The sequence below is a fragment of the Thalassoglobus sp. JC818 genome (genome assembly GCF_040717535.1).
GTDB lineage: Bacteria > Planctomycetota > Planctomycetia > Planctomycetales > Planctomycetaceae > Thalassoglobus.
The window spans coordinates 93,778-110,955 of record NZ_JBFEFI010000005.1 but is presented as its reverse complement, the minus strand read 5'-3'; the positions used below and the strand labels follow the sequence as shown (position 1 = coordinate 110,955).

General features: G+C 52.4%; 13 protein-coding genes. 8 read left to right on the top strand and 5 right to left on the bottom strand.

The window, feature by feature from the left end:
- Positions 1 to 52: 52 nt before the first annotated feature.
- Together AB1L42_RS14440 and AB1L42_RS14435 are read right to left on the bottom strand one after the other, a co-directional pair.
- Positions 53 to 1,159 (bottom strand): DUF444 family protein, encoded by a 1,107-nt coding sequence (locus AB1L42_RS14440; RefSeq protein ID WP_367056873.1) that lies wholly within the window; start codon positions 1,157 to 1,159, stop codon positions 53 to 55.
- Positions 1,160 to 1,325: 166 nt separating this feature from the next.
- On the bottom strand, positions 1,326 to 1,709 hold the full coding sequence (locus AB1L42_RS14435) for a hypothetical protein (RefSeq protein WP_367056870.1): 384 nt from the start codon (positions 1,707 to 1,709) through the stop codon (positions 1,326 to 1,328).
- Between the two features lie 401 nt (positions 1,710 to 2,110).
- On the opposite strand from AB1L42_RS14435, the gene floA reads away from it, so the two are divergent.
- The 5 genes from floA (at position 2,111) to AB1L42_RS14410 (ending at position 7,037) form a co-directional block, all read left to right on the top strand.
- A complete protein-coding gene (gene floA / locus AB1L42_RS14430) occupies positions 2,111 to 3,022 on the top strand; it encodes a flotillin-like protein FloA (RefSeq protein WP_367057913.1) in 912 nt (303 codons plus the stop codon).
- Between the two features lie 309 nt (positions 3,023 to 3,331).
- Positions 3,332 to 3,535, top strand: a complete 204-nt coding sequence (locus AB1L42_RS14425) for a hypothetical protein (RefSeq protein ID WP_367056867.1) — start codon at positions 3,332 to 3,334, stop codon at positions 3,533 to 3,535.
- A gap of 401 nt (positions 3,536 to 3,936) precedes the next feature.
- Positions 3,937 to 4,998: a 3-oxoacyl-ACP synthase III gene (locus tag AB1L42_RS14420; protein ID WP_367056864.1), complete on the top strand. Its 1,062-nt coding sequence runs from the start codon at positions 3,937 to 3,939 to the stop codon at positions 4,996 to 4,998.
- A gap of 194 nt (positions 4,999 to 5,192) precedes the next feature.
- Entirely contained in the window at positions 5,193 to 6,302 is a 1,110-nt protein-coding gene (locus AB1L42_RS14415; protein ID WP_367056861.1) for an SPFH domain-containing protein, read from the top strand.
- A 93-nt stretch (positions 6,303 to 6,395) separates the two neighbouring features.
- A complete protein-coding gene (locus AB1L42_RS14410) occupies positions 6,396 to 7,037 on the top strand; it encodes a molybdenum cofactor guanylyltransferase (RefSeq protein ID WP_367056858.1) in 642 nt (213 codons plus the stop codon).
- Between the two features lie 138 nt (positions 7,038 to 7,175).
- On the opposite strand, the gene AB1L42_RS14405 is transcribed toward AB1L42_RS14410, so the two are convergent.
- A complete protein-coding gene (locus tag AB1L42_RS14405) occupies positions 7,176 to 8,630 on the bottom strand; it encodes a BBP7 family outer membrane beta-barrel protein (protein WP_367056855.1) in 1,455 nt (484 codons plus the stop codon).
- Between the two features lie 739 nt (positions 8,631 to 9,369).
- Between AB1L42_RS14405 and AB1L42_RS14400 the strand changes: the two genes are divergently transcribed.
- Positions 9,370 to 10,359 carry a sigma-70 family RNA polymerase sigma factor gene (locus AB1L42_RS14400; protein WP_367056852.1) on the top strand — a complete coding sequence of 330 codons (990 nt, stop codon included), beginning with the start codon at positions 9,370 to 9,372 and terminating at the stop codon, positions 10,357 to 10,359.
- 16 nt (positions 10,360 to 10,375) lie between these two features.
- Here AB1L42_RS14400 and AB1L42_RS14395 read toward each other — a convergent pair whose 3' ends face one another.
- Entirely contained in the window at positions 10,376 to 11,614 is a 1,239-nt protein-coding gene (locus AB1L42_RS14395) for a sialidase family protein (protein WP_367056849.1), read from the bottom strand.
- A gap of 793 nt (positions 11,615 to 12,407) precedes the next feature.
- Here AB1L42_RS14395 and AB1L42_RS14390 point away from each other — a divergent pair.
- Positions 12,408 to 13,394: a CBS domain-containing protein gene (locus AB1L42_RS14390; RefSeq protein WP_367056846.1), complete on the top strand. Its 987-nt coding sequence runs from the start codon at positions 12,408 to 12,410 to the stop codon at positions 13,392 to 13,394.
- Positions 13,395 to 13,487: 93 nt separating this feature from the next.
- Positions 13,488 to 13,940 (top strand): YbaK/EbsC family protein, encoded by a 453-nt coding sequence (locus tag AB1L42_RS14385; RefSeq protein WP_367056843.1) that lies wholly within the window; start codon positions 13,488 to 13,490, stop codon positions 13,938 to 13,940.
- Positions 13,941 to 13,980: 40 nt separating this feature from the next.
- Here AB1L42_RS14385 and AB1L42_RS14380 read toward each other — a convergent pair whose 3' ends face one another.
- Positions 13,981 to 17,139 carry an error-prone DNA polymerase gene (locus AB1L42_RS14380; protein ID WP_367056840.1) on the bottom strand — a complete coding sequence of 1,053 codons (3,159 nt, stop codon included), beginning with the start codon at positions 17,137 to 17,139 and terminating at the stop codon, positions 13,981 to 13,983.
- Positions 17,140 to 17,178 lie beyond the last annotated feature (39 nt).

Genomic DNA, 17,178 nt, shown 5'->3' with positions numbered 1-17,178 from the left:
TCACCTTCCGTCATCAGAAGCCAGGGCATGAACTCGGACTGATCAACGAGGCTTACTTGCCTTTGCCGAGGAACAGTTTGATTGAGTCGTAAATGCCGTCTTTGTTATCAATTTCACTGAGAATCAGATTGTCGTTGGCTTCCAGAATTCGCTTCAAGTCTTTGATGTATTCACCGCTTCCGTACGGGCTGCGAACTTGCCCGTAACAAAAGAGATTGGCGACCGGCAGAAGTTCGTCAGTGAGGAATTTCGTACACGCCTGACTGTCTTCTCCCCAGTTGTCTCCGTCCGAAAACTGGAACATATAGATGTTCCAAAGCTCAGGCGGGAAGTCTCTGTGAATGATCTGATCGACCTTGTGATAGGCCGATGAAATCTTCGTTCCGCCAGATTCTCTGACTCGATAGAAGGTGTCTTCGTTGACTTCGTGAGCCACTGCATCGTGGACAACGTAGCGACGTTCGATTCCGTCGTATTGGCTCTTCAGCCAGGTATCGATCCAGAAGGCTTCAATGCGGACAATTTCCTTCTGATCGTCGGTCATGGAACCGGAAACGTCCATGATGTAGAAGATTGCTGCATTCGCTTGTGGTTGCGGAACTGATGTCCAACTTCGGTATCGTTCATCATCCCGTCCAGGAATGATCATCGGCCGTTCAGGTTGGTAGGTTCCGCTGGCCATCTCTCGTTTGAGGGCCTGCTTATAGGTCCGTTTGAGATGGCGCAGCGAGTTCGGACCGGTGCGGGCGATTGTGTTGTACTTGTTTTTGATGGCCTGAATTGAGTCCTGCCCTTTGGGGATGATGTTGGGCAGCTCGAGGTCTTGAGCAAGCATTTCAGCCAGTTCATCGAATGAGACTTCGACTTCTCGAATGTGTCGGCCAGGCTCGTTTCCGGCTGGACCGATGCCTTCTCCTTCGTCATCTCCGCGGCCGATCGGTTGTCCGGGATCGCCTTCGCCTTGCCCGGTTCCGCCAGACCCTTTCTGACCGTGTTGAAAGTGCGGAATTTCGATGTTGGGAACGGGGATGCTGACCGTTTCGCGCCCTTTGCGGCCAATCATCTCTCCGTGATTCACGTAGCGGCGGAGATCTTTGCGAATTTTGCCCCGGACGATTTCATTGAATCGGCGGAGATCGCGTTCGACTGTGCGTGTCATCGTGATCCCTTCACTTTGAAACTTCGAAGCGGGATCCCTTCAGATTGGTGATCAAGAGAGTCCAAACTGAAGGGACCTTTCCATTGTACGAAGTCCACGCCCTTTCAGTCACTACCAGACTTTGCGAGTTCGTTCTGGTTCTCGGCAATCTTGTTTGTTGCCAAATTCAGTTGTCGTTCAGTCGAGGACGAGATTGAACGGAAACGAGACGGTTGCAAACGTTGGAAATTCCCATGTCCAGCAGTTTGTCCTGAACGGTTTGCATGTCGAAATCTTCGTCTGTCTCAATTCTGCCAGTCAGACAGATTCCATCGCTTCCATCGTGCAGTTGATGGACTTCGAGGCAGCAGAATCTGACCGCGTCCATTTCCAGCAGAAGTCGCTGAATCTGGGATTCAAGCTGGTGGGCAGTGATCGTCGCCTGACTGAAGTAGGGAGTTGTCGCCCCGGCCGATTCAGGTGAAAGTTCCCAAGAATCCATTGCCCCAACGCGAGCGTCGACTGTGTCCGGGATACGATGAATCGAACGGTTGAGCGCCTTTCCATCCATGTTTTTCTCCTCAGGAGAGCTGGAAGAGATTCATCAAAATTTGAGAAATGACTCGTCATTCAGTTGATGAATCAAAATTGACTAATTCGTATTTTCCAATCTCTGTTCACAAACTCAAGATGAGTTCACGAATTCCACATTTTTGGATCCAGAAAGTTTGATTTTTCTTAGCGTTGGGATCGTTGAGAGCGATAGCGGAAGTCATCATTGTTAACGCCTTTAGCCAGCGAGGCAGGCACGTCCTGCACACCGAAATTGCAATTTCGATCGCCAAACTTACAATTGGCGGACCAACTCACCAAGAATTTCCATCAGTGACGGAGACAAACGTGAAGAATCTGGCACTTGTCAACATCCCTGTGCTCGCACAAAAGGGCCCCGATCCGTGGGCGATTGCAGCGATGATTGGTGTGTTCTTCATCGTTTTGCTGGGCTTCATTCTCGTCTTCATGTTCGGGAAGTACTTCAATTTGTGGTTGCGCGCATTCGTGACGCGTGCCCGAATTGGTCCGTTTACACTGATCTTCATGTCTCTGCGGAAAGTGAATCCCAACACCATCGTTGACGCCAAAATCAGCGCGGTTCAGGCTGGGATTTCAAGCATTTCCACATCTGCTCTCGAAGCTCACTATCTGGCCGGCGGAAACGTACAGAGAGTGGTTCGAGCCCTGATTGCTGCCCATCGTGCCCGCATTGATCTCGACTGGGATACTGCTTCTGCAATTGACCTCGCTGGTCGCGATGTCCTGGAAGCTGTGCGAACAAGTGTCGATCCTAAGGTGATTGACTGCCCGGATCCTCGACACGGCCGCACCACTCTTGATGGTGTTGCCAAAGATGGAATTCAATTGAAAGCTCGAGCCCGTGTGACGGTACGAACAAACCTCGGACAGCTTGTCGGCGGAGCGACGGAAGAAACCGTCATCGCTCGAGTCGGTGAGGGAATTGTCTCGGCGATTGGATCTTCAGAAACACATAAGGTCGTGCTGGCAAATCCGGCACTGATTGCACAAACTGTGCTCCGCAAGAGTCTCGACTCTCAGACAGCTTACGAAATTGTTTCGATCGACATCGCAGATATTGATGTCGGTGACAATGTCGGGGCTCGTCTGCAGGCCGATCAGGCCGAAGCGGATATGCGAGTCGCACGTGCGAGAGCGGAAGAGAGACGAGCAGAAGCCGTCGCTCTGGAACAGGAAATGCAAGCACGAACTCAGGAAAACCGCGCCAAGGTGGTTCTCGCCGAGGCCGAAATTCCGAAAGCGATGGCGGATGCCTACCAGAAAGGTTCGTTGCGAGCTGTTCAGCCCTAACTAACATTCGAGAACGGTTTGGACCGATTCGAGTGGTTAGTCAATCTGAAACGTCCGTTGGCGTCATTGAGGCGTTCGGAAAACGGTCAGCTTCGAAACCGAGTGGCAGGTTCTGCCGATTATCGAGGTTGCTCGTCATTCCCAAATGATTGGCAAGGCAGCCTATGAGAAGTTACGATGTAGAAGAGGTCAGATCCACTTGTTGAAGGATGTGACCTGAGAATATCACCCCAGACGTCTTTTCGTGAAATCAGGGACGACGAATCGATTGACTGAGATGTCGTGGGGAATAATTTGTGAGCCCTGAAAATGTCTGAAAGAAATATCCAACTCACCCAGAAACAGCAGGACCTGCTCCTGCGTGGATTGCGATACGTCCGAAGCTCGATTGCCTTGGATGCACGTGACTGGAGTCCAGAAGTCGAAGCTGAACGACAGGGGCAGTACGACGAAATCGCTCGCGTTGAAGCACTGCTCAACGGAGCCAAAATCGTCGAGACAGCCACTGTCTGATTCAAGTCGCCAAGCGCAAACCTGCGTTGGCTGATTTGTTGTGGATGTTGCTTCTAAGTGTTTGAGTCCTGCAACATCCCTCCGCTGTTGTGCAGTCGCTTGATACACCATGTCGAGCGCAGCACGCCGGTCGCTGTTCGACAACCATGATCGATCGCGACCAACTCACCTGAATGGTCCACCCAACCCTGAGGTGCATATGCACCTCAGGGTTGTTTTTTATTGGGCTCCCAGTTGCTCGCTTCTCCTGATTCGGACCGAGCAGTTCCAGTTGCTGTCGGGAAACTGTATTGTCTGTCGCTGAAGGAGATTCTCTCCGCTGCGAGTCGCGATTTTCGGTCGTCGACACCCGGCAACTCGCTTCGACACTGTGACTCTGTTGGAAGGAAACACTCGCGAAGATGCGGTATCAGCACGTTTGTTTAGAAGCCTTTGTCGCTCATCCCCCGTCCGAAGTGGTGACGTCAGAAGAGATTGAAGCCCGCCTCAAGCCGGTTTACGAACGGCTCTCTCTGCCTGAAGGTCGACTTGAGCTCATGACGGGAATTCGGAAACGACGCTTCTATCCGCCCGGAACTCTCCCCGGGAAAGTCAGTGTCGAAACAGTCAAGCTGGCGTTGGAGCAGTCGGGTTTGGACCCCGCTGAATGCCGGGCATTGATTCATGGATCGGTTTGTCGAGACCAGATGGAGCCGGCCACAGCGGCAGGTGTTCATTCCGGCGCAGGTCTTCCTCAAGACAGCTTTGTGTTCGATGTCAGTAATGCCTGTCTGGGACTGTTGAACGGGGCACTGATCATTGCCGACCTCATCGAACTGGGGCGCATTCGTGCAGGAATTGTTGTCGGAACGGAAGTTGGCCGCCCGCTTGTCGAAGCGACCATCGACAAGTTGGTTCAAGACCCTTCGGTGACCAGAAAATCGATCAAGATGGATTTCGCGTCGCTGACAATCGGATCGGGTTCAGCGGCCATTGTTCTTTGTCATGAGTCAATCAGCAAAACCGGAAATCGTTTGTTGGGCGGAGCCTGTCTGGCAGACACGACGTTCGCAAATCTTTGCGAAGGGGGCGTCGATTCCAACGCATCCGGAGACTCGCGTCCACTGATGAATACCGACTCAGAAGCACTCTTGCACGCGGGAGTCAGCCTCGCTGCGAAGACATGGGAGCAGACCAAACAAGAGTTGGAGTGGACGAACGAAGATGTGACGAAGACATTCACACATCAGGTCGGGAAAGCACATCGCACGCTTCTTCTGGAAAAGCTCGGTCTTTCGCCTGCTCTCGACTTTCCGACAGTCGAATACATGGGCAACACGGGAGCAGCTGCATTACCCACGGCAGCAGCACTGGGGATTTCTGAAGGCTTCACCGGCCCTGGTGATCGCATCGCCTTGTTGGGAATTGGAAGCGGCCTGAACTCAGTCATGCTGGGAGTCGATTGGAAGACAACTCTCAAATAGTGAAGCGATGCTTGAAGGGATTCAAAGCCTCGATGAATTTCCAAGATCCATCGCGATCATCACTGCTCGCATTCTTGATGCTCAAAAAGTTTGATCCGACGTGAGTCGTTGGACGTTGTTTCCGTGTGCGATTACGATGGCATCGTGCATCTCAAGATTGATCATTCTCTTGGAATCAGTTGGGAACATTTACGATGGGACTGTTCGACAAACTTCGCGCCGAGCTGATCGATATTATTGAGTGGGTCGACGACTCACGTCATACGATCGCCTGGCGATTTCCCCGTTATCACAATCAGATCAAAAATGGCGCACAGCTGATCGTGCGTCCGGGGCAAATGGCGGTGTTTGTGCATCGCGGCGAACTGGCAGACTCGTTCGGTCCCGGACATTACGAGTTGAAGACCGACAACCTTCCCATCCTCAGCACAATGGCTGGTTGGAAGTATGGGTTCGACAGCCCATTTAAGGCGGAAGTCTACTTCGTCAACACTCGTCAGATCACCGATCTGAAATGGGGCACACCGAATCCCATTATGATGCGAGACGCGGATTTTGGACCGATCCGCCTGCGAGCCTTCGGAACTTACACGATGCAGGCTGTCGATCCGAAAGCACTCCTCCGGGAATTGATCGGGACTGACTCCAGCTTCGAAGTTGATGAGATCAACGAACTGATGCGAGCCATCATCGCGTCTGCGTTTGCCGACCTCGTCGGGAGTTCCAACATCAGCGCTCTCGATCTGGCAGCTAACTATCGAGAGCTCTCCGAACAGCTTCGTTTGGCGACGGTCGAACGCGTCGACGACGAATATGGACTCAACGTTCCACAGCTGTTCATCGTGAACGTTTCTCTGCCTGAAGAGGTGGAGAAAGCTATGGATACCCGGACGAGCATGGGAGTGATTGGCGACCTGGATCGGTTCCAGCAGTTCCAAATGGGCAAAGCCATGACCGCCGCAGCTGAGAACCCATCCGGGGGAGGCGCAGCCGAAGGCATGGGCCTTGGGATGGGCTTTGCGATGGCGAACAAAATGGCAGCCGGGATGGGAGGAACCGCTCCCGGCGCGGCAGTGCCTCCGCCACTCCCGGCAGCTGTCTGGCACATCGCTGTTAACGGCAAGAGCGAAGGGCCGTTCGACATGAATCAGATGAGTCAAGGGGCACAAGCAGGTCAGGTCAACCGCTCAACGCTTGTCTGGTCTCCAGCAATTGGTCAATGGACTCCAGCAGGTGAGGTGGCTCAACTGTCGATGATCTTTGGACCGCCAAGTCCTCCACCACCACCGCCTCCAGCTCCGTAAATCGATCGTCAAGTTTGATGATCAAGGCATATTTCATCGAATGACGAATCGTCACGGCAGCGTAACATCGCGATTGAAGAGTGGGTGGATTCGATGACTTCTGATGATCAGTCGAATCTTGGCGCAATCCTTTTGTGCGGAGGACGCAGTTCCCGGATGGGACGGCCAAAGCACATGTTGCCGTTTGGAGGGCGGACTGTTCTGGAGATCGTCGCAGAGACGATCGGGAAAGTCGCTGAGCGAATTGTCGTCGTTGCAGCCAGTGGCCAGGAACTTCCGACTCTCGACACATCCTGTGAAATCATCCGCGATGAAGAAGAGTTTCAAGGACCGCTGGCCGGTCTGTTACTGGGGATGAGACACTTCGATTCCGCCACCGACCGAGTCTTTCTGAGTGGGTGCGATGTCCCGTTGATTCGACTCGAATTTCTCAACGGCGTGATCGGCGAACTCGAAGATTTTGAAATGGCGATTCCGGAAGCCGGCGGATTTCTGCATCCGCTTTCCGCTGTTTATCGCATGTCGATCAGAGACAAGGTTGAAGAGCTTTACTCTCACGGAGAGCGTCGTCCGCGACGGCTTGTCGAGAGGTGCGATGTGAAGACGATCGCTGAAGAACGACTAAGAGAGTTCGATCCGCAACTCGACTCTCTGAAGAGCATGAACTCGCCCGACGAATATCATCAACTGTTGAGCGAAGCTGGCTTACTCAACGATTCCCAAGACAACGGATGATTCAGATCCCGGGCTTAAGGATTCGCTCACGAAGGCAGTGTTTGACGACCGCCTTCGGGAACTTTCACGAATCACTTGTCTCGAGAATCAGATCGAGTTGCTTAAGCGTGTTTGTGCGTTGAATTGATTGGCTCTGGATCAGGGGAGAATAATCTCTCCACCGAGTGTCAGGGCCGAGATCATCGCATTTCCGAAACCTTGCTTGACGCGGACATCAGCTGTCGGAGGCAGCGTTGGATCGTCGCTTGAGATCTGATTGAGTGTGAAGCTGCTGTCTGCAGTTCCGAGACGGCCGAGCCAGATCAGGTTGTAGCCGACTTTGAACTTGAGCCAGCGATTGACGTCGATCTTCGCATAGAGGTTCAAGTCAGCAGATGGTGCGAACTGGATAATTCGATCGGATGTGTAGACCGGGTCCGGGCTGGCATCGAACAGAGTTCCCGGTTGGACGACGTTGACAGCTTTCACACGTCGGCGAACCTGAGCAATACCAAAGGCGACGCGAGGTTCCACACCAACGGTCAACCAGTTCTGCGTGATCTCGGAACGAATTCCAAACTGAAGAGCATGACGGAAGTTGTGGACTTTGGAATCGATATTGTTGGTTTGTGGATTGGCCAACGGTCCATCGATGTCGACTCCGTCGTCGAGGTATCCGGAGATGTTCGTAAACGTTCCGCCAAAGTTCAGTTGTTCTGAATACTCTTCGTGTCGGTAACCAATGATCGACTGAAGTTTCCAGCCGTCGAACGGAATACGAAGGTCTTCGACGTAGTTGGCTTCCGCAGACCACAGATTGACTCGGTAGTTGCTGGAGAAGTCCTGGTCATAAACGGCAATCGCAGTTCCAACTTCTCCGTCGGTGGTGAAAGTTGTCGCAATGAACTGGATGGGAGGTTTTCCGAAGACGTTATTCAGACTTGTTGGTGGAATGCGAGGCACGCGGAGTGCGTCCGATTGCTCTTCAATTCCCCAGAACGAAGCTTCAAACCATGACCGGTCATCCAACGGGATGCCGAAGCTTCCACGGATACCGTTCATGTGCTTCCATTCGATGGAATCTGTGTCGGGAACGATTGCGTCACCCGTGGTGATTCCGTCGGCAAAAAGCAGTGGAAATTGGTCGGTCACGTTGTTGAGAGTGTTTCCGTTGATGTCGGTCGTTCGCGATCCGAGAACGCGTCCGCCGTTCTTGTAGACGCGACCATACATGTACTCAAGTCGCATCCAGGAGTCTTGAAAGACGCTGTGGAGAGCCTGATCGAATGGCATAACAATGTCATGCATCGGACGCTCTTTGGGAAACAACTCCGCTTCCAGAGCGGCGTACTCTGGCGGACAGTAAGCTCCATCGTCCACGTGCTGATGAAAGCCAACGGGTTGAGCGTACCCGCCCGGCGGCATTGCTGACGCTGGAGGAGGCCAGTCTTGAGCCATGAGATCGGCGGCAGAGCATGTGCATGCTGATGCCAGAACTCCAACGGCGAGACTTTTGATCCCGAAGCGTAGTTGCTGATCACATCGCGAGATCGCGGCACTGATGAGTTCTCGTCCGCGCTCGACACAACGAACAAGCTTGGCTTGTGCGGTCATGGATTCCCTTCCACCTGTCTCTCAGCAACTTGATGCAACCGTTTGCCAACGTGGTGTTTACAACATTTTTGTCAGTATGATGGCAAACGACGTCCGACGCGCACTGGGTGCGGTATTCGATATATCGGTCTGAAAGGGGTGTGAAACTGGAGAAAAATTACCAATTCTTCGGTTTCTATCGATCGTTCGGAATGAAACGGCTGTTCGGGGGAGCGACCGATGAGGGCGTTGAGAGAAGAAAGTCGACGATGGCGGAACCCTCAGCGAGCTGAGAATGCTATCTGCACGAGTGCTGGAACGACGAGACTCGTGAAGTCTGACACGCACTTGAAGACCGAATTGAAGTGTCTGACATGATCAAAATTGCTCACGCTGAGGTACTCAGGGATTTCCCTGATGCTCTCCAGTCGGAAAAGTCACGTGTTGATCGTTCTGGTCAAAGACGTAAACTTTGAAGCAAATGTCTGCACGGAGGTTGATGTGTCTGTTAACATTCTTGTGACATTTCCTGCCCGGCAGGGATGACTGAATCTTTGCATCGATGTCCGTGACGGAAGCGGCAGCGTTCCCGTGATTGGATTCGAAATTTCGTAGACTGTTCAAACTGGTATGCTCCGCTTCGCACGAGAATGCTCGGTGAGGAGTGGTGATCAGGCAACGCGAATCACCAAAGCGAAGCACTTTCTACTACGGAGCTGAATGAACACGAATTCGAGTTCGGGAAAAGAACTGAAAGACGATGAAAGAGCTTGCGGAAGTTGAGCCCTACCTGATCGAGATTTGTAACGAAGAGCAAAGCTTGTTTCGTGGCCAGTTTTCCGCGCCCCTTGAACTTGGACGTCAACGCGTTGATGAAGAACCGCCGTTTGCATTGGTCGAAGAAGACCAGCGGCTCGTGATTGCCGGGATCGAAGATCGGACCGTCAGCCGGCATCAACTGCAAGTCACTCGCGAAGTCGATGGATCGATCACGATCCAGAATATCTCGACCACAGCTTCGGTTCGACATCCTGATGGGACCAAGTTTCGCCCCGGGGAATCACTCATTGCGGAGTCAGTGCAGCAATTCTATTTGAAGAACATGCGAATTATCGTCGCTTCTTCAGAGGCTCTGCTCGATGAGTTTCTCGACGAGGAATCCTCCCTCGGTTCTGTGTCCGTGCTTCTCACGGATCTTACGGCACTCGATCAAGACGCCATCCAACGTCTCTTCGAGAAATACTATCTTCCGATGGTGAAGTTCGCCCGTAGCAAGATGGCGGGGATCTCCCGGCGGGTTGCTGATGAAGAAGATATTGCTCAAAGCGCGTTTCACAGCTTCTGCAGTTCCGCGATGGCAGGGAACTTTCCTGAGTTGAATGATCGTGACAACCTGTGGCGGATCCTAACGACACTCATCAACCGCAAAGTGATTGACCACTATCATCATGATCGACGCCAGAAACGCGGAGGCGGCGTCGTTCGCGGGGATTCGGTGTTCCTCGGAGGAACTGAGTCCGGACCGGTTGGGATTGTCGAATGGGCCGACAACGAACCAACTCCCGAAGCGGCCGCTGAAATGGCGGAGACGTGTTGCCTGCTTCTCGATCAACTCGGCGATGACAATCTAAAGAATGTCGCGCTGATGAAGCTTGAAGGACACACGAACGACGAAATCGCTGAGCATCTCAAATCCAGCCGCAGAACCGTCCATCGGTGGCTCAAGCAGATCCGCGATAAGTGGTCTTGATTCTGCAACTGAGCTTTTACTCGTCTGAGAGAATCCATTCACGGTTAAAGACGGCGTGCTTGATGCCTTTGCCGACTTTCTCTCCGTATTGATCCGTATGGATGAAGTAGCTGTAGGTGACGTGGAAGTGGCCATCCTCATCTTCAATGATCGATGGATAGTGGAATGAGCCCTCGTCAGATTGTCGGAGCTCAAGGTGCCGCGTCGCGGGCCATGTCTCGCCTTCGTCATGCGAAATCGAGACTGCCAGCGAATGCCGCCCGTCTGTCATGTCGTTGTAAACGCACAGCCAATCTCCATTGCGAGCCCGCATCAGTTCAAGTCCTGACCCGGGGTTATTGAGAACGGGGTGATCGGTCACTTTGCTCCAGGTTTCTCCTCGGTCACTCGACTCGGAGACCAGCACCCGCTTCGGAGGAGGCCCATTGTCTCGCATGTATGCGACGATCGTTCCGTCGTTCTTCTGAGCGAAGCTGGGCTGAATGTTTCCGCCTCCGACAATCGGCTCACTGAAGGTCCACGTTTTTCCGAGGTCGTCGGTGATCGCAACGAGGGAGAAGGAAAACCCGTCTGAATAAAGTCCGACAAGCATGCGGCCGTCGTCGAGAATCAGTGGATGGGCACGCGTGAACCATCCAATTCGCCGCGTCAACTTGTCCTCTGCCTGACGTGTGATGATGTTTACCCAGGCTTTGACCAGTTCTGTTTCACGAGCCTTGCCTGCGTACTCAAGAGCTTTGGTGCGGACTTGTTCTGGAAAGTCACCCGGATGCTTGACGTGCAGGACGCTCATGAGGTCCCATGCTGGAGGACCATCGGGTTGAGTGTAATTCGTGGACGTCTTGTACTTCATCAGTGCCGACTCCCAAAGGTTCGCCTGAATCGTCGGCCACAACAGCCACAAGCGTTCTTCAGGATCGATGATCATGCAGCAGTTGGTGTCGGGGAAGCCGGGAGTGTCCGCCATTGAAAACGGCTTTGACCATGTGCTGGACCCCGAGGTTTTTCTCGCTCCAAGAATCTCGACATCGTCGGCCTGACGTTCTCCGGAACCATGGAACCAGCACGCCAGCAGGTCTCCGTTCGGGCACTGAACGATGCAAGATCCGTGGTTGTGCCATGACTCCAGCGGGAACAGCAATTCGGCCTCGTAAAACTCTTCGGCTTGGACCGAGCAGTTCAGTAAGACCAGCGTGCAAAGCACCAGGTTCAAAAGTTGTCGCACCGAAAACGGATGAGGCTTGTTTGAATCCATGAGGTGATGTTCCGTTCGTGAAGACTCTTCGGCCGCAAAGAAGTCAATCTCCGATTTCCTCGACGCATGGAATGAGCTGAGTTGTCAGCTTTGACAATCTCTGTTCACAAAAATCGCCGAGAATACGGAGTCGATCATGTTGTCAAGAAAAAAATGCGTTTGTGAATCACGAAAAAAATTCTCGAGAGATTCTTCTGTCAATCTCGCATCGGACTTTTATCATGGATGAAGGACGAACGCGAGGCTGTCAGCAGCTCGTGTTCAATCAGAGGAGGTCTGCCGATGTCAGTGTTTCTGATGTTTGGAGTTCCATCGACCAGAGAAGTGTCCAGCGTGATTCGTCGCCACTCACTTCGCCGGTGCCTCTCCGACAGCACGCAAGTGGAGGCTTGCCAACTCAGTCGAGTTCGCTTTTCGAAAAGAAGGGATGACTCATTTTCTAATGCGAAGCTCGTGCTTCAAGTTTGCTTTCACTTGATCCAGTCAACCATTCAATCATTTCTTGATTTCCCATTCAGTTCTTCATTCTTCATCTCGATTCAAGACCGTTTTCTTTTCTCCAACTCTTTTGTTGCGAAGTTCTTTACGGCAGTTGATCAGAGTTACCGAGTGTTGGCTCGCCGTTTGCAGTTATTGATCGTTAGCAGTTGTTGGTTTTGGGACAACTCGAGATCGCTGAAGCAGATGGCTCGTAGCTTTCTGCTCACTTGATCTCTATGCATGGTTTTCGAACTGTTTGCTCGCGTAAATCATTACAAGATCGATCGAAAATATAATCTCAAGGAGATGATCTATGTCGACCGGGTTCACTTCTACATCGCTTCCACTTGCTCAAGAGTTTATGGCAAAACGACTGATCACAGTTCGGCCAGAGACGGATGCTGCGGAGGCGATCAATTTGCTACTGAAGCATCGCATCTCAGGAATGCCGGTCGTCGATGATGCAGGAAACTACCTAGGTGTGTTTTCTGAAAAGAGTTGCATGCGTGTGCTCGATCAGACCGCCAAGATTATCGGCCCGGACAGTTTGAAGGCTCCGCTGGCTCGCGAGTTCATGACATCACGCTTGGTATGTCTCTCTCCCGATCAGGATGTTTTTGATGCGATCAGCCTTCTGCTGAGTCATCGATTCTCCGGGGCACCGATCGCGACAGGTTCGCGAGAGTTTCTCGGTGTTTTCTCTGAGAAGACGAGTATGAGTGTGCTGATCAATAGCGCTTATGATGGAGTTCCAGGAGGAAAGGTTGGAGCGTTCATGAACCCTGACCCAGGTCGACTGGTCAGCGAAGAGACATCTCTGTTCGACGTGACTCAGATCTTCATTCGGACTCCTTATCGCCGCTTACCAGTGATTTCGGGGAATCAGATTGTTGGCCAGATTAGTCGACGTGATGTTCTGCAGAATTCGCGGATATTGAGCGCGATCGTTCGGTATCAAGTCGAAGCAAATCGAGAGAAGAAGAGTTCTGCTGGGGATTCAATTGTCTTCTGGAAAGCTCACCGGCAGTTGCCATCAACGAGCGTCAGGGCATTCATGGATACTACAGCGAAGACGATTACGAAAGATTATGATTTGTTATCGATCGCGGGAGTTTTCTTAAATACTCCTTATCGACGTTTGCCAATTGTTGAAAACGGAAAGGTGCTTGGGCAGGTAAGTCGGCGAGATGTACTGCGAACATCGTTGCAGTTGATTAAGCCGATTGAGTCCACAGAAAGCGGAACTCTGTATTTGAGTGCCGTGGGAGGAGCTGAGCAGAAAATGACTGCGCTCTCCTGAACGAGCGATCTTTCACAGGATTCTTAAGGCTGTCCCCGGTGTTGAAGTTTTTCTTCAACCCGAATTCTTTTCCTTCGACGGGAGGTCTTTGTGATGAATGTTGAATCGCTATTGAGATCTTGTGGAGTCGATTTCGATGTCCTGGAGCATGATACGGCTTACACGGCGGAACAAACCGCTGAGTCTCTCCATGTTCCGCAAGGACATTTCGCGAAGACTGTGGTCCTGAACGTGGATGGCAGTCGCATCTTGGCTGTCATTCCCGCCAGTCGTTTGATCGACCTTGAATTAGTTCGTCGGGAAATGGGAGCAATGAACGTCCAATTGGTGGGTGAGGAAGAGTTCCGCCTGCTGTTCCCAGACTGCGAGTTGGGAGCGATCCCTCCGTTCGGCTCTGAGTATGAACTCGAAACGATCGTCGACGATGAACTTGGTTTGGGAGAGCACATTGTGTTCGATGGAAATAATCACCGTCGAGCGATTTATATGAGGTATCGAGACTTCTTAAGAATCGAACATCCCCGAATGGCACACATTGCGAATTGAAACCGTTTTTTGTGTGACGCCTCAACTTCGGAGTGTTGTATTAGTGGAAGTCGCGGGAGGAGATTTCAATCTGTTGGAGTAAGTGGGAAAAGTCTTTCAGGTGGCGAGCCAGCACGTGAATGACCTCTTTCTGTTTTTGAAGAGGACCAGACGCGTGCAGGACGGTGGCGTTTCGCGCGATGCGTCGATGCCGCTCCCAGATTGATTGCGGAACGATCAGATTGACCAATCCGGTTTCATCTTCCAGCGTTACGAAAGTGACTCCATTCGAGGTCGACGGACGCTGGCGGAGAATGACCAGCCCTGCGACTTTAACCCAGGCATCTTGTGAAGCTTCACGAAGCTGTTCTGCCGAGAGGATTCGGTCGCGATCGAGAGTCGGCCTCAAGAATTTCATTGGATGTGTTTTCAGCGACAACCCGGTCGTTCGATAGTCATGAGTGACTTCTTCGTAGGGAGTCATTTGCGGCAAAGCAACTTCCGGCTCGTGGTCGAGAATCTGATCCAGCAATGGTTGCTCGGGACGTTCGATGATGGATTGCCATTGAGAATCTCTCCGATTCAGTCCGAGAGATCGGAAAGCGTCTGCTTTGCTCAGTCGTTCCAGAACCGGTTTTGAAAGCCGCGTTCTCAGCGCAAATTCGTTGAAGGTGGAGAATGGGCACTCGCTGCGTTGGGAGAGAATCTTTTGTGCGTGGGCTTCGGCAAATCCTTTGATCAGTCGAAATCCCAATCGCAGCGCGTAGGGGCGTTTCTTGACGCTCGGGCAGAACTCAAGCGTGCAATTCCATTCGCTCTCATTCACATCAACGCCACGCACTTCAACACCGTGTTGACGAGCATCGCGAACCAGTTGAGAGGGTCCGTAAAATCCCATCGGTTGACTGTTGAGTAGAGAAGCTGTGAAGACCTCCGGGTAATAATATTTCAACCAGGCGGAGGCATACGCCAGGCGTGCGAATGATGCGGCGTGACTTTCGGGAAATCCATATTGCCCAAACCCACGAATCATATGGAACAGTCGCTCTCCGAATTCCTGATCGTAGCCGTTGGCGATCAGGCCATTGATGAGTTTGATTCGAAACTGATCGATGTTTCCGGTGCGTCGCCAGGCAGCCATGGCCCGTCGCAATTGGTCCGCTTCTCCCGGCGTGAATCCGGCTGCAACGATCGCGAGCCGCATCGCTTGTTCCTGAAACAGGGGAACTCCGAGAGTCTTGTGCAACACGCCTTTGATCCGTTCGTCGGGGTAGCTGACCTCTTCTTCTCCGTTTTTGCGACGCCGGTAAGGATGAACCATGTCGCCTTGAATCGGTCCCGGACGAATGATGGCGACTTGAATGACCAGGTCGTACCACTTCTCTGGACGAAGCAAGGGGAGGGACGACATCTGTGCTCGAGATTCAATTTGAAAGACACCAATTGTGTCGGCCTTTCGAATCATCGCATAGACGGCCGGATCATCCGGAGGGATGGCAGCGAGTGTGAGAGGTTGATCGTAATGCTTTTTGAGCAGGTCGAAGCTGCGGTGTAGGGCAGAAAGCATTCCCAGTGCCAGACAGTCGATCTTCAGGATGCCCAGCATGTCGAGATCGTCTTTGTCCCAGCAGATAACCGTCCTGCCGGGCATGGAGGCATTTTCGATCGGAGCCATCTCACAGAGAGGGCGCTGAGTGATGATCATTCCCCCAACATGTTGCGAGAGGTGTCGCGGGAATCCGAGGATCTCCTGAACGAGAAACAAAAACTGCCGCGAAAGTCGCGTCTGGGAATTGAGTCCTGCTTCCTCCAGACGCTGTGAAAGAAGTTCCGGATCGTGAATGTGGTCCGCCGATTTGGCGAAGGTGTTTAACCGATCGAGTGAGAAGCCGAGGGCCTTGCCCACGTCGCGGACTGCTGACTTGGGGCGATAGGTGATGACCGTCGCGGTTAACCCTGCGCGGTCTCGACCATACTTCTTATACAGATATTGCAGGACGATCTCGCGACGATCGTGTTCGAAATCAACATCGATATCCGGTGCTTCGTTGCGTTCTTCGGAGATGAACCGTTCGAAGAGGACATCAATCTGATCGGGATTCACCGACGTGACTCCCAGGCAATAGCAGACTGCTGAATTCGCAGCGGACCCGCGTCCCTGGCAGAGAATGTTCTGGCTGCGGGCGAAGTTGACGAGATCCCAGACCGTTAGAAAGTAGGACTCGTACTGAAGCTTTTCGATCAATTCGAATTCGTGCTCAAGGATCTTTCGAACCTTCTCGGGAACTCCCTGAGGATAACGTTCTCGAGCTCCAACTTCGGTGACGTTGCGTAAGTATTGAATCCGAGTGATTCCCGATGGACACAATTCCTCGGGGTATTCGTAGCGCAATTCATCGAGTGAAAACTGGCAGCGGTCGGCGATTTCTTTTGTTCGGAAGACAGCATCGGGGAGATCCGAAAACAGGTCCCGCATTTGAGAGGGAGATTTCAGATAGCGCTCTCCGTTGGAGAATCGACGTGTGCCGAGTTCCGAGATCCGACAGCGATGACGGATTGCTGTGAGGGTATCGTGGAGGAGACGTCGACGGGGAATGTGATAATGAACATTGTTCGCGGCAGCGACGGGGATGTCACAAGTGTCCGCTCGCTGCAGCATTTGTTCGAGAGTGTGTGAATCGTCTGCGTCGAAATGTCTTTCGAGCAATCCGTAACAGCGATCGCCAAAAACCTTTCGATACTTCAGAAGCAAGGCGGGAGAAAAGTCGAGTCCTGGCCTCAGCAAGACACACGCAAGTAATCCCTGTGAGTGTTTCGTCAGGTCTTCGAATGTCAGTTGGCACTCGCCTTTGGGAGCTCGACGTTTTCCAATTGTGAGCAGACGGCACAAGCGTCCATAAGAGTCCCGGTCTGTCGCCAGAAGGACCGCAGGCGGGGCGTCTGTCAGCGTGATTTCCGCACCGATGAGTAGCTTCAATTCGGCACTTCGGGCAGCGACATGAGCGCGGACCACTCCCGCGAGGCTGTTCTTGTCGGTAATGGCTAATGCGTGATAACCCAGTACGGCAGCCTGCTGAACAAGTTCGTCGGGATGTGATGCTCCTTCGAGGAAAGAGAAATTGGTTTTGCAATGTAATTCGACATACGGTGGTTCCTCTCTGTTTCTGGGCTGAGGAGAGAGAGTAGGACGCTGTGGTTTTGGGTCGGGCTGATCAGGCATGGTTCGATTTCTTTCTCGTGCGGGAAAAACTCTTCTTCT